The organism is Pseudomonas sp. S09G 359 (assembly GCF_002843605.1).
GTDB lineage: Bacteria > Pseudomonadota > Gammaproteobacteria > Pseudomonadales > Pseudomonadaceae > Aquipseudomonas.
In genome coordinates, this window is record NZ_CP025263.1 from 1,874,308 (window position 1) to 1,887,481 (window position 13,174).

12 protein-coding genes are annotated in these 13,174 nt (G+C 60.6%); 8 read left to right on the top strand and 4 right to left on the bottom strand.

Going from position 1 to position 13,174, the window contains the following annotated elements; all coding sequences use genetic code 11:
• Nucleotides 1-31 precede the first annotated feature (31 nt).
• Complete coding sequence (locus CXQ82_RS08495; RefSeq protein WP_101267880.1) at nt 32-997, bottom strand: NAD-dependent epimerase/dehydratase family protein; 966 nt, start codon at nt 995-997, stop codon at nt 32-34.
• Nucleotides 998-1,279: 282 nt separating this feature from the next.
• Here CXQ82_RS08495 and CXQ82_RS08500 point away from each other — a divergent pair, with 282 nt between their 5' ends.
• Nucleotides 1,280-1,612 (top strand): ComEA family DNA-binding protein, encoded by a 333-nt coding sequence (locus CXQ82_RS08500; RefSeq protein WP_101267882.1) that lies wholly within the window; start codon nt 1,280-1,282, stop codon nt 1,610-1,612.
• A gap of 17 nt (nt 1,613-1,629) precedes the next feature.
• On the opposite strand, the gene CXQ82_RS08505 is transcribed toward CXQ82_RS08500, so the two are convergent.
• Nucleotides 1,630-2,208, bottom strand: coding sequence for a TetR/AcrR family transcriptional regulator (locus tag CXQ82_RS08505; RefSeq protein WP_101267884.1), 579 nt, complete (start codon nt 2,206-2,208; stop codon nt 1,630-1,632).
• A 132-nt stretch (nt 2,209-2,340) separates the two neighbouring features.
• On the opposite strand from CXQ82_RS08505, the gene CXQ82_RS08510 reads away from it, so the two are divergent.
• Entirely contained in the window at nt 2,341-2,985 is a 645-nt protein-coding gene (locus CXQ82_RS08510; protein ID WP_101273744.1) for a GntR family transcriptional regulator, read from the top strand.
• Between the two features lie 15 nt (nt 2,986-3,000).
• Nucleotides 3,001-3,849, top strand: a complete 849-nt coding sequence (locus CXQ82_RS08515; RefSeq protein ID WP_101267886.1) for a DUF1989 domain-containing protein — start codon at nt 3,001-3,003, stop codon at nt 3,847-3,849.
• 8 nt (nt 3,850-3,857) lie between these two features.
• Here CXQ82_RS08515 and CXQ82_RS08520 read toward each other — a convergent pair whose 3' ends face one another.
• Together CXQ82_RS08520 and eat are read right to left on the bottom strand one after the other, a co-directional pair.
• Nucleotides 3,858-4,025: a DUF2897 family protein gene (locus CXQ82_RS08520; RefSeq protein ID WP_003172675.1), complete on the bottom strand. Its 168-nt coding sequence runs from the start codon at nt 4,023-4,025 to the stop codon at nt 3,858-3,860.
• Nucleotides 4,026-4,136: 111 nt separating this feature from the next.
• A complete protein-coding gene (gene eat / locus CXQ82_RS08525; protein ID WP_065901771.1) occupies nt 4,137-5,501 on the bottom strand; it encodes an ethanolamine permease in 1,365 nt (454 codons plus the stop codon).
• 411 nt (nt 5,502-5,912) lie between these two features.
• On the opposite strand from eat, the gene kdpF reads away from it, so the two are divergent.
• From kdpF to CXQ82_RS08550, 5 genes are all read left to right on the top strand, one after another.
• Nucleotides 5,913-6,002, top strand: a complete 90-nt coding sequence (gene kdpF / locus CXQ82_RS08530) for a K(+)-transporting ATPase subunit F (protein ID WP_003218754.1) — start codon at nt 5,913-5,915, stop codon at nt 6,000-6,002.
• 9 nt (nt 6,003-6,011) lie between these two features.
• The gene (kdpA, locus tag CXQ82_RS08535; RefSeq protein ID WP_101267889.1) at nt 6,012-7,706 is read left to right on the top strand and encodes a potassium-transporting ATPase subunit KdpA; all 1,695 of its coding nucleotides are present in this window, start codon (nt 6,012-6,014) and stop codon (nt 7,704-7,706) included.
• Between the two features lie 12 nt (nt 7,707-7,718).
• Nucleotides 7,719-9,776, top strand: coding sequence for a potassium-transporting ATPase subunit KdpB (gene kdpB / locus CXQ82_RS08540; protein ID WP_371917339.1), 2,058 nt, complete (start codon nt 7,719-7,721; stop codon nt 9,774-9,776).
• A 64-nt stretch (nt 9,777-9,840) separates the two neighbouring features.
• A complete protein-coding gene (kdpC, locus tag CXQ82_RS08545) occupies nt 9,841-10,386 on the top strand; it encodes a potassium-transporting ATPase subunit KdpC (RefSeq protein WP_101267893.1) in 546 nt (181 codons plus the stop codon).
• A 125-nt stretch (nt 10,387-10,511) separates the two neighbouring features.
• Nucleotides 10,512-13,163: a sensor histidine kinase KdpD gene (locus tag CXQ82_RS08550; protein ID WP_101267895.1), complete on the top strand. Its 2,652-nt coding sequence runs from the start codon at nt 10,512-10,514 to the stop codon at nt 13,161-13,163.
• Nucleotides 13,164-13,174 lie beyond the last annotated feature (11 nt).

Consider the following 13,174-nt stretch of genomic DNA (forward strand, 5'->3'; position numbering starts at 1 on the left):
AAAATGTGTTGGGGTGAATGTTTTTCAAGCATTAACCTTTTTTTGGAAGGGTATTTATGAAAATTTTACCTGCTTCGATTATTGATTTTTCAGGTGACGTGGGCGGTATCCATCCGAGGAGATCTCTGCATTTTGATGAGTCAATTTCCAGTGATTCGCAAAGTTGTGTATAGAGGCTTGGCTTGCGGAGCAATTGAGTCAACGCCTTTAGGGCAGACGGAGGGATGGGTAAAAGTAATACTCGTCGTCCCATGCCAATGGCCAAAGATTGAGTGATCTCCTTAATGGAAAGATTTAATCCATCAGATACTAAGAATATCTGATTGCCTGCCTTTGGGTGCGCAATGCATAGGCAGATGAAGTCAATCAGGTTTTCAAGCGCCACCATACTTCTACTGTTGTTAATTAGGCCAAAGGGGAGGGGGGCTCCTGACTTGACAAGTTTAAGTAAGCGTTGGAAATTGCCCGGTGCATGTGCGGCATATACCAGCGGTGGGCGTATGATTACGACTTCCATTTTGCTATTTTCGGCGATTTTTAATAACCCCGCTTCAGCCTCCCTTTTTGAGACTGCGTAGTCGGTGTGGGGGGCAGGCTGGGAGTCATCCGAGAAAGGTTTATCTGATGTATAAGCGCCGTTTACTCCAATTGAACTGATAAAAATGAAGCGTTTAACGCCCATGGCCTCTGCTTGCCTGGCCATATTGAGTGTCGCTTCGGTATTGGTTTCTTTGAACAGCTCAAGGGCATTGCTTTCTTTTTTTAATACGTGAGCACGCCCAGCAGTGTGAATCACACATTCAACGCCAGTCATTGCTTCGCGCCACGACGTATGAGCGTTGAAATTGCCAACATTAAAAAATTGGCAGCCTGCCTCAGCGTGTGAAGGACCGGATCGTGATGCGACGACTGTTGAGTAATCTTTTAGTTTGAGTAGCTGCTTCAGTAGTTCTGAGCCAACAAAGCCTGTTGCTCCGGTAAGTAATATTTTTTTCATATTTTAATCTCGGTTTGTGGGGGGATGGTTGTTTTATTAGGTTTTAGTTTTTGGTTCCAGTGTTTTGCAGGTTTTTTATTTGTAAAATTAAAGTTCTGCCTAAGGTGTGATGACATGCTTGACGGGTTTAGCATGGGTAGAAAATGGTAGCGACTTGATACATTTATGTCAGGTTTACATGTTGTAACGCCAGTTTTTTTGACGTTGTCAATTTTTCATCTAGTTTTAGAAGGGCAGCTTCGGAAAGCTGCTTTCTCTTATTGATGTCATGGAGCGTCACCAATGCAAAACACGTATATATCTTCCTTGATCTTTGCCTTCCTCACCACCCTCTCCGTCACCACCACCGCAGCCCCGACCATCAAACCCGAAGCCCCCGCCCCCATTACTGCGCAAATTTCAAGCCCCGTGCAGTCCATGAAGGTTAATCTCAACGCCGCCGATGCGGAAACCCTGCGCCGCGATCTCTTCGGTATCGGTGCTGCAAAAGCCAAAGCGATCGTCGCATACCGCGAAAGTAACGGCCCGTTTACTGCTGTGGATGAGTTGCTGGAAGTAAAGGGCATCGGCAAGGCGTTGCTGGAGAAGAATCGCGATAGGGTGGTGATCAACTAAGCCACCCAAGAGGCCGGTCATTGGCTGGCCTTTTGATCTTCCGGGATCTTGGCCTTCAAACTCTCCCGTACAACATCCAGTATTCGCAGCGCCATTTCTGGATCTTCGACCCTCCGCGCCAACACCAAAGCTCCGACCAGCGTCGACATCATCACCAGTCCAGAGCCGTCGCCATGTCCGTCCTCTAACACCGCTTCTATCTGCTGCACACGTGCGCTCAGCACGGAGTCCGTAGTCGCACTGTGCTGCCCTCGCAACCCGAGCTCAGGAGACATCGTCGTCAGCGGGCATCCTTCACCCGGCGAGTTCTGGTGCCACTCCGACAGGTAGCTATCAATAAACGCCTCCAGCGGCCGTTCCTGGCTGAACAGCATCTCACAGTGCGCATCCAACTCCGCCGCCGCAGCCTGCAGGGCTTTTTCCACCAGTTCGTCCTTGGACCTGAAATGCGAGTAGAACCCACCATGCGTCAGGTTCAGCGCCTTCATCAAGGGCTGCAAGCCGGTCGCGCCGATGCCGTCGCGGCGAAAGCGCACGGAGGCTTCCTTGATGATGCGCTGGTGCGTCTGGGCTTTGTGGTCTTGTGAATAGCGCATTGGGCGGCCTCGCTTGCATGCTGGCATTTTAACCATATTGCACCTTTTTACTCCCGTGGCCCTGAGTTGAAACATTGGCACGGAAAGTGATTACTCCTACACATGGGATTGTTCAACAATCGTGAGGAAGTGATGACGCTCAGCCTGTCTTTAGCGGACCAGATTGCCTTGGAGCTGCGTGCCGACATCATCGGCGGGCGGCTGTTGCCCGGGATGGCGTTGGTCGAAGTGGATTTGGTGAAGACCTATAACGCCTCGCGCAATACCATTCGCGAAGCCTTGCATCGCTTGGGGCAGGAGGGGTTGACCCGTTACGTACGTAACAAGGGTGTAATGGTTCGTCGCCTGGAGCGGGAGGAGGTGCGGGATTTGTTTGTGGTCCGTCGCACCCTTGAGTTGCAGGCCATTGCCCAGAGTCGTGCGCTCAGCGCAGACCAGTCCGAGCGCATGCAGAACGCTATCGACGCCACCACCCTGGCCCGGGAACGCGAAGATTGGCGCGCCGTGGCCACCCACAGCTTGGTGTTCCACCAGCAGATTGTCGGGTTGATGTGCAGCCCGTTGTTCGATGAGTTTTTCGCTCAGGTCATCGCGCAGTTGCGCCTGGTGTTTTGCGCCGCGCCCGACGAGCAACGCTTTCAGTCGCCCTGGCTGGAACGTGATCGTGAGATTTACCAACTATTGTGCAAAAAAGACAAACCGGCGGCGGGGGAGGCTATGAGCCTGTACCTGGATGATTCGGAACGTCTGTCGTTGGCCCTGTTTGACCACCCCTGATCGAGGATTTGCATCATGTACAAAGATTACCCAGCCGCGTACCAGGTCAGCAAAGGCTCGGCGTTGCAGGTCGACACGGCGTTTTACAGCCGTATTCGTGATCAAAAAGACCAACGCACGCTGATTGAGCAGTTCGAGGTGCCCATTCGTACGGGCAGGGCGTGGAAGGTCCCGGCCGGGCACGTGTTCCGTGTGACCACCCCGGTCGGTCCGCAGGTGGGCGACTTTAATATCTGGAATGCCAATGACCCTCGCGAACGCCTTTGGGCGGCGCGCACTCGCCAGTTGCAGGGCGCGCATGTCAGCACTCATGACCGGTTGTGGTCGAACCTGCCATTTCTAAGGCCCCTGGTGACAATCACCGATGACAGCCTGGCGGGTTACGGGATCGATGAGCACGGCGGGCGCCTGCACGACTTGCTGGGTACGCGCTGTGATCCCTATGTGAATCGCATGCTCACCGGTGAGGACTTCCACCACCATTGCCACTCGAACCTGACCCGTGCGGTATTGCCCCACGGGCTGACGGAATTCGACGTGCATGACGTGCTGAATATTTTCCAGTGCACCGGCCTTAATCACGACGACATGTATTTCATGAAGGCGTGCCCGGCGCAGAAGGGCGATTACCTGGAGTTCTTTGCCGAGATTGATGTGTTGTGCGCGCTGTCGACGTGCCCGGGCGGGGATCTGTCGCTGCCGATGTGGGGGCCAGAGGCGCAGGACCCGCTGACGGTGTGTCGTCCGTTGGGAGTGGAGATCTATAAGCTGGAGGAGGCATTGCTGGAAGGCTGGAGCCAGCCGGAGCGTGCTGCCTATAAAGGGCAGCACGGTTTGCAGATTGCCAAGGCGTCTTGGGAGTAACCCAATGCTTAGCGATCCTGCGCGTCCTTGGCATCCGCCTGGGCGTTGCGCTCGGCCACGCGCTTGCGTTGTTCGTCGGTGAGTTCCACCTTGTTGGCGCTGTCACGCAGCATCATCAACCCGCCGACGATCGACCCGATCGCGACTACCATAATCAACCACGCATACCACGGCATAAGGCTCTCCTTGAGGCGGACTACCGTGGGAGAGTTTTCCCACGGTAATAACGGCTTTGAGTAACAGGCTTTCTTAGTAGTTCAGTGTAGGCCTGTTCCGCCTCATTAACCTTAGAGCCCGGTCAACATCGCATCTGCCGGTGCATCGGCGCGGTCCTGGGCGGTCAGCTGGAAGTAGATGAAGCCCGCCAGCATAAAGCCCAGGAAGATCAGACCGATCAGCGCGTTGAACCAGGCCATGGCCACCAGGCACACCACCGCCAGTACCAGCGCGATGCCCGGTACGATCGGGTAACCCGGTGCGCGGAAGGTGCGTTCCAGCAGTGGTTCGGTCTTACGCAGTTTGAACAGGCTGAGCATGCTCATGATGTACATCACGATCGCCCCGAACACCGCCATGGTGATCATCGCCGCGGTCAGCGTCATGCCGCCGAGGTTGATCAGCCCATCGCTGTAGATCGCTGCGATACCGACCACGCCACCGGCGATGATTGCCCGGTGGGGTGTCTGAAAACGCGACAATTTTGCGAGGAAGGATGGCAGGTACCCGGCGCGGGCCAGGGCGAAGAACTGGCGTGAATAGCCAAGGATAATGCCGTGGAAGCTCGCCACCAGGCCGAACAGGCCGATCCATACCAGCATGTGCAGCCAGCCGGAGCTATCACCCACCACGGTTTTCATCGCCTGTGGCAATGGATCGTTGATGTTGGACAGGGTGCGCCAGTCGCCCACGCCGCCGGCGAAGAACATCACGCCCATGGCCAGGATTACCAGGGTCAGGATGCCGCTGATGTAGGCTTTTGGAATGGTGCGCTTAGGATCTTTCGCTTCTTCAGCCGCCATGGCCGCGCCTTCAATGGCGAGGAAGAACCAGATGGCGAAGGGAATCGCCGCGAACATCCCGGCAATCGCCGGGGCGCCGAAGGTGTCGGAGCCGGCCCAGCCATTCAGGGCGAAGTTGCTGAAGCTGAATGCGGGCGCGACCACCCCCATGAATACCAGCAACTCGGCGACAGCGAGCACGCACACCACCAGTTCGAAGGTGGCGGCGAGTTTCACGCCGAGGATGTTCAGGCCCATGAACACGATGTAGGCGCCGACGGCCGCGTGCTTCGGGTCGAGTGCCGGGAACTGCACGTTGAGATAAGCGCCGATGGCCAAGGCGATGGCGGGTGGCGCAAAGACAAATTCGATCAGGGTGGCGAGGCCGGCGATCAAGCCGCCTTTCTCACCAAAGGCGCGACGGCTGTAGGCAAATGGCCCACCGGCGTGAGGAATGGCGGTAGTCAGCTCGGTGAAACTGAAGATAAAGCAGGTGTACATTGCGGCGACCATCAGTGAGGTCACCAGGAAGCCCAAGGTGCCGGCCACGCCCCAGCCATAGCTCCAGCCGAAGTATTCGCCCGAAATTACCAGGCCGACGGCGATACCCCATAAGTGCAGGGTGCCCAAGGTGGGTTTGAGTTGTGTGTTCATGTGTTGCTCTCCCTGAACCGTTTGGAATGATTCAAGGTGTTGCAGCGGCCATGCCAGGCTGAGAATCATTGTCGTAAAGCGGCGCGATTGTCGCGTGGGGAATGGTTTGGCGTTTGAAATTTTACATTGCCGCACCAGATGGGGGCGGTGGTGGCTGGGCCGGCGCCATCGGGGGCAAGCCTCCTCCCACATTTCGATCGGCGCTCGACAGGACAACTCGGTCAAATGTAGGAGTGGGCTTGCCCGCGATGAGGCCCTTCAAGCCAGTATAAATCCCCCTGTAAACCCCGCATAAACCCACTCTTTACGCCATCTTTACGCCCCATCCGCGCCCTCGCTCTCGTTCCTTTACGCCACTCCTGTCGACAATCACCCCACACGCGGCACTCGCCGCTAAACGGAGAGACTTCCATGAGCGTTCTGGACGGGGTGTCACTGCTATTGGCCGTGGCACTGTTCATTTATCTGCTGGTTGCGCTGTTACGCGCGGATCGGAACTAGGAGCAGGCTATGCACAGTTATGACTATTGGCTGATCATCGCCTTCTTCGCCGTGGTGCTGGTGCCGGCGCCGTTCCTGGGGCGGTTCTATTACAAGGTGATGGAAGGCCAACGCACGTGGCTTACACCGGTATTCGGCCCCGTAGAGCGCGCCTGTTATCGCCTGTCTGGCGTGGACGAGCATCAGGAACAAAGCTGGCAGAAGTACATGCTGGCCTTGCTCGCATTCAACCTCGCGGGCTTTGTGCTGCTGTTCGCGATCCTGTTGTTCCAGGACTATCTCCCACTGAACCCGCAGAAATTGCCGGGCCAGGAATGGACTCTGGCCTTCAACACCGCGATCAGTTTCATGACCAACACCAACTGGCAGTCCTACAGCGGTGAAGCGTCCCTGAGCTACCTCAGCCAGATGGTCGGCTTGACTGTGCAGAACTTCGTCAGTGCGGCCACCGGCCTTGCAGTCTTGGTCGCTCTTTGCCGTGGGATCGGTCGCAAATCCACCAAGACATTGGGCAACTTCTGGGTCGACATGACCCGCGCCACCCTCTACGGCCTGCTGCCGTTGTGCCTGGTGCTGGCGTTGTTCCTGGTGTGGCAGGGCGTGCCGCAGACCTTCGCGCATTATGTGGATGCGGTGACGATGCAGGGGGTGGACCAGGTGATTCCCCTGGGCCCGGCGGCCAGCCAGATTGCGATCAAGCAGTTGGGCACCAACGGCGGCGGTTTCTTTGGGGTCAACTCGGCGCACCCGTTTGAAGACCCGACGGCTTGGGCCAACCTGTTCGAGCTGGCCGCGATCATTCTGATTCCGGTGGCGCTGGTGTTCACCTTCGGCCACTACGTGAAAGACCTGCGCCAGAGCCGCGCGATCCTCGGTTGCATGCTGGCGTTGTTCCTGATCGGCGGCGCGACTTCGCTGTGGGCCGAATACCAGCCTAACCCAACCCTGAACAACCCGGCCGTGGAGCAGACTGCCCCGCTGGAAGGCAAGGAAGCGCGCTTCGGCACCACCGGCACGGTGCTGTGGTCGGTGACCACCACGGCCGCGTCCAATGGCTCCGTCAACGGTATGCAGGACAGCCTCAACCCCCTCAGCGGGATGGTGGCGCTGGTCAACATGATGGTCGGCGAAGTGATCTTCGGCGGCGTCGGCGCCGGTATGTACGGCATGTTGCTCAATGTGTTGATCGCGGTGTTCCTTGCCGGGTTGATGATCGGCCGCACCCCGGAATACCTGGGCAAGAAGCTGCAGGCCAAGGAAGTGCAATTGCTCGTGGTGACCCTGCTGGTAATGCCGGTTGGCGTGCTCGTGCTCGGTGCCATCGCCGCCAGCCTGCCGGGCCCGGCCGGTGCCATCAGTAACCCTGGCCCCCACGGTTTCAGCCAGTTGCTCTACGCCTACACCTCGGCCAGTGCCAACAACGGCTCGGCGTTTGGCGGTTTCAGCGCCAACACCCCGTTCCACAACCTGATGCTCGGCCTGGGCATGTTGATCGGCCGCTTCGGCTACATCCTCCCGGTACTGGCGCTGGCCGGCAGCCTGGCGATGAAGAAGACCGCACCGATTGGCCAGAACAGCTTCCCGACCCATGGCCCGCTGTTCGTAACCCTGTTGACCGTGACCATTTTGTTGGTGGGCGGCCTGACTTTCCTGCCAACGCTGGCGTTGGGCCCGATTGCTGAACACTTGAGCATGGGCTTCTAAGGGGATATGAAAATGAATATGCCTGCAAAAAATGCGGCTCCCGTGAACACCCAGGAACCGCCAAAAACTGCGATCTCCGCCCTGTGGCGTCCGGCACTGGTCCAGGCCTTCGTCAAGCTGGACCCGCGCCAGTTGCAACGCTCGCCGGTGATGCTGGTGGTCGAGCTGACCGCCATCCTCACCACCGTGTTGTGCTTCGTGCCCGATACCGCCGTGCCGACGTTTGTCGCCGTGCAAATCGCCGTGTGGCTGTGGTTCACCGTGTTGTTCGCCAACTTCGCCGAAGCCTTGGCCGAAGGTCGCGGCAAGGCCCGTGCCGATAGCCTCAAGGCCGGCAGCGAAGGCCTCAGCGCACGGCGCAAGGAGGCCGACGGCAGCTTCAAGGTCGTACCGGCCACCAGCCTGCGCAAAGGGGATGTGGTGCGCGTCGCCGCCGGGGAAATGATCCCCGGTGACGGCGAAGTCATCGAAGGCATCGCCGCGGTCAACGAGGCGGCGATCACCGGCGAATCCGCGCCGGTGATCCGCGAGTCCGGCGGCGACCGTTCGGCCGTCACCGGCAACACCCGCCTGGTGTCGGATTGGCTGCTAATCCGCATCACCGTCAACCCGGGCGAGTCGACCCTGGACCGCATGATCGCGTTGGTCGAAGGCGCCAAACGCCAGAAAACCCCGAACGAAGTCGCGCTGGATATCCTGCTGATCGGCCTGACCCTGATCTTCCTGCTGGTGGTGGTGACCTTGCAGCCGTTTGCCCACTTCGCCAATGGCAGCTTGCCGCTGGTGTTCCTGGTCGCACTGTTGGTGACGCTGATTCCTACAACCATCGGCGGCTTGCTGTCGGCCATCGGCATCGCTGGTATGGACCGACTGGTGCGCCTCAACGTGATCGCCAAGTCCGGCCGCGCGGTGGAAGCGGCGGGGGACGTGCACGTGTTGTTGCTGGATAAGACCGGCACCATCACCTTCGGTAATCGCCGTTGCTCGGCGGTGGTCGCGGCGCCTGGCGTCAGCGGTCGGGAAGTGGCCGAAGGCGCGTTGTTCGCCTCCCTGGCGGATGACACGGCGGAGGGTAAATCCATCGTCGAATACTTGCGCGCACTGCACCCTCAGGCCGAGCCGTCCCTGGATGAGCTCACCGCCGTACCGTTCAGCGCCGAAACCCGCTTGTCGGGTGTCGACTACCAGGGCCGCGTGTTCCGCAAAGGCGCGGTGGATTCTCTGCTGGCGTTTATCGGTTTACAGCGCCGCGACCTGCAACCCGCGCTGTCGCGGGAAATCGACAAGATCGCGCAAAGCGGCGGTACCCCATTGCTGGTGTGTGCCGATGGCAAATTGCTTGGCGCGATTCATCTGAAAGACGTGGTCAAGCCGGGTATCCGCGAACGTTTCGCCGAGTTGCGCAAGCTGGGGATTCGCACCGTGATGGTGACGGGCGACAACCCGCTGACCGCCGCCGCGATTGCCGCCGAAGCTGGTGTGGATGACGTGCTGGCTGAAGCCACGCCGGAGAAAAAACTCGCCCGCATCCGCCACGAGCAGAACGACGGCCGCCTGGTGGCGATGTGCGGCGACGGCGCCAACGACGCCCCGGCGCTGGCCCAGGCGGACGTCGGCATGGCGATGAACGACGGCACCCAGGCCGCCCGTGAGGCCGCCAACATGGTCGACCTCGACAGCGACCCCACCAAGCTGCTGGACGTGGTGCAGATCGGTAAGGAATTGCTGGTGACGCGCGGTGCGCTGACCACGTTTTCCATCGCTAACGACGTGGCCAAGTACTTCGCGATCCTGCCGGCGCTGTTCGCCTCGATCTACCCGCAACTCGGCGTGCTCAACGTGATGCACCTGCAGAGCCCGCAGAGCGCGATCCTCTCGGCCATCGTGTTCAACGCGCTGATCATTGTGGTGCTGATTCCACTGGCACTGCGCGGCGTGCGTGTGCAGGCGGCGAGTGCGGCGGCGTTGCTGCGACGCAACCTGCTGATCTACGGGCTGGGCGGGATTCTGGTGCCGTTCGTGGGCATCAAGGCGATCGACATGTTGCTGACGGCGCTGCACCTGGTATGACCCGACTCCTGTGGGCACACCCGCTGTGCCCACAGGTTGCAATGACTGAATTGAGGAATCTGAAATGTCCAACATGATCCGCCCGGCCCTGAGCCTGTTGGTGCTCATGACCCTGATCACTGGCGTCGCCTACCCACTGGTGGTCACCGGCGTTGCCCAAGTTGCCTTCCCCGACCAGGCCAATGGCAGCCTGGTGCGCGATGCCAGCGGCAAGGTGCGCGGTTCCAGCCTGATCGCCCAGGACTTTACCGGTGACAGCTGGTTCCACCCACGCCCGTCGGCCGGCGCCTTTGCCACCGTTTCCAGCAGCGCCAGCAACCTCGGCCCGAGCAACCCGGCGTTGGCCACCCGTGTGTTCGATGATGCGAGTAAACAACTGGTGCCAAGCCAGGGCCCGGTGCCTTTGGCCTTGCTGACTACCTCCGGCAGCGGTCTTGATCCACACTTGCCACCATCGGCGATTGCCTATCAACTGGCGCGAGTGGCGGCGGCGCGGAATGTGCCGGTGTCGACCCTGCAGCGTTTGCTTGATGAGCACATCGAAAGCCCGCTGGTGGGCCCGCCTGTAGTAAACGTATTGGCGCTGAACATAGCCCTGGAAAAGTTGTAGGCAAGACAGGCCCCATCGGGGGCAAGCCCCCTCCCACATTTGGAATGCATCCCCCTGTGGGAGGGGGCTTGCCCCCGATGAGGCCCTAAAAGACTCTATATAAATACCTGAAGGAACCCCCGCGCATGAGCGACTCCGGCCGCGCCGATGCCCTGCTAGCCGACCTGCCACGGGACGGCCGTGGCCGGCTCAAAGTTTTCCTCGGTGCCGCGCCGGGTGTGGGCAAGACCTACGCCATGCTCCAGGCTGCCCACACCCAACTGCGCCAGGGCGTGCGGCTGGTTGCCGGCGTGGTCGAGACGCACGGCCGCGCCGAAACCGAAGCCTTGCTCAGCGGCCTGCCGCAGCAGCCCTTGCTGCGCAGCGAGTACCGCGGCGTGATGCTCGAAGAAATGGACCTCGACGGCCTGCTCGCCGCCAAGCCCAAGCTGGTGCTGGTAGACGAACTGGCCCACAGCAATGCCCCCGGCAGCCGTCATGAAAAACGCTGGCAAGACATCCAGGAATTGCTCGCCGCCGGCATCAACGTGTTCACCACGGTCAACGTCCAGCATCTGGAAAGCCTCAATGACCAGGTGCGCGGCATCACCGGCGTGCAGGTGCGTGAAACCCTGCCGGACTGGGTACTGCAAGAGGCCGACGAACTGCTGCTGATCGACCTGCCCTCGCGCGAGCTGCTGGAGCGCCTGCGCGACGGCAAGGTGTATGTGCCCGAGCAGGCCCGCGCCGCCATCGATGCATTTTTTACCCAGACCAACCTGATGGCCCTGCGCGAGCTGGCGATGCAAACCGCCGCCGCCCACGTCGATGACGACTTGGCCCAAGGCTATCGCCAACTCGGCCAGGCGGCGCCGGCGGTGCGCGGGCGCTTGCTGGTGGGGGTGGATGGCGATGCGCAGGCCGAACGCCTGGTGCGCCATGCCAGCCGCGTGGCCCAGCGCCGGCATCTGCCGTGGAGCCTGGTGCATATCGACAACGGCCGCGCGCGGGATGAACAAGCGCGCCTGCGCCTGCAAAACGCCCAGCAACTGGCCGAGCGCCTGGGCGGGGAAGTGGTGTTACTGCGCGCCGGGGAAGTGGCCAAGACGCTGATCCAGCATGCTGCCGAGCGCCGTGCCAGCCTGTTGCTGGTGGGGCAGTCGCGGATGCGCTGGCGGCGTCGCCTGTTCGGTGGCGGCTTGGCTGCGCGGTTGCTGCGCAATGCGCGGGGTCTGGAAATCAACGTGCTCGACAGCGACGACATCCCCGCACCGCCACGCCTGCCGGATGTGCGCGGGCTGGTGTGGTTTGATTATGCCTTGGCGGTGGTCGCCACCGTGGTCGCGGCGGCTGTAGCCTGGGCGGTGTCCAGCGTTTTACCGTTGCCGAATATCTCGCTGGTGTTTCTCGCGGCGGTATTGCTGGTGGCAGTGCGCAGTAGTTTGGGGCCGTCGCTGGTGTGCGCCGCGCTGTCGTTCATGACCTATGACTTTCTGTTTATCCCGCCGAATTTTTCCTTCGCCATCCAGCGCGAGGAGGATGTGCTGACGTTGCTGTTCTTCCTGCTGATGGCGGCGCTCACCGGTAACCTGGCAGCGCGCCAGCGTCGGCAGCTGCAGGCGTTGCGTGACACCCAGGAAGAAACCAGCGAACTGCTCGACCTGTCGCGCAAACTCACCGCCGCCACCGACCGCCAGGCGGTGATCAGTGCGGCGGCGCACCATCTGGAGGGGTGGAGCGACCTGAACCTGTGCCTGGTCAATCGTGACGGCCAGGGCGGTTGGGCTATCGAAACCGGCGGCCCGTTGACCCTTACCGAAGCCGAGCGTGCCGCCGCCGATTGGGCCTGGCAGCATGACCAACCGGCAGGCATGGGCACCGGCACCTTGCCGTTTGGCCGTTGGTGGTGGTGGCCGCTGTCAGGTGAAGAGGGGCCGCTGGGCTTGCTCGGCGTCAGCGCCAAACCGGGCCGCGAATTGAGCGGCCAGCGCCGTCGCCTGCTGACTGCCTTGAGCCAGCCATTGGCCCAGGCGCTGGCGCGGGCACAACTGGCGCAGGAGTTGGAATCGGCGCGCCTGCACGGCGAAACCGAGCAATTGCGCAGCGCCTTGCTGGCTTCGGTCTCCCATGATTTGCGCACCCCCCTGACCTCCATGCGTGGCAGCATCGACAGCCTGCTGGCGCTTGGTGAAGCCATCCCCCTGGAGGATCGCCGCGACTTGCTCGAAGGCACCCGCGACGAAGCCGAGCGCCTCGACCGCTACATCCAGAACCTGCTCGACATGACTCGCCTCGGCCACGGTGCCCTGAAGCTGGCGCGGGATTGGGTGTCGCCGGGGGATATCGTCGGCAGCGCGCTCGGGCGTTTACGTGCGGTGCTGGCGCCGTTGCAGGTGAGCACGGAGGTGCCGGCACAGTTGCCGTTGCTGTATGTACATGCCGCGCTGATCGAACAGGCGCTGGTCAATGTGCTGGAAAACGCTGCGCGTTTTTCACCGCCCCACGGCCGCTTGCAACTGAGCGCGGGGGTGTCGGACAACCAGCTGTTTTTCGCCGTGGCCGACGAGGGCCCGGGGATTCCAGAGGAGGAGCGTGCGAAGATCTTCGATATGTTCTACACCGCCGCGCGCGGGGATCGCGGCGGGCAGGGCACAGGCCTGGGCCTGGCGATCTGCCAGGGCATGGTCGGTGCGCATGGGGGGCATATCCGTGTGGCCGATGGCATTGACGGGCGCGGCACCTGCATCAGCTTGTTCCTGCCGTTGCCGACACAGCCTGGCCTGGAAGGTGAGGCGTGAGCTACCCTGTT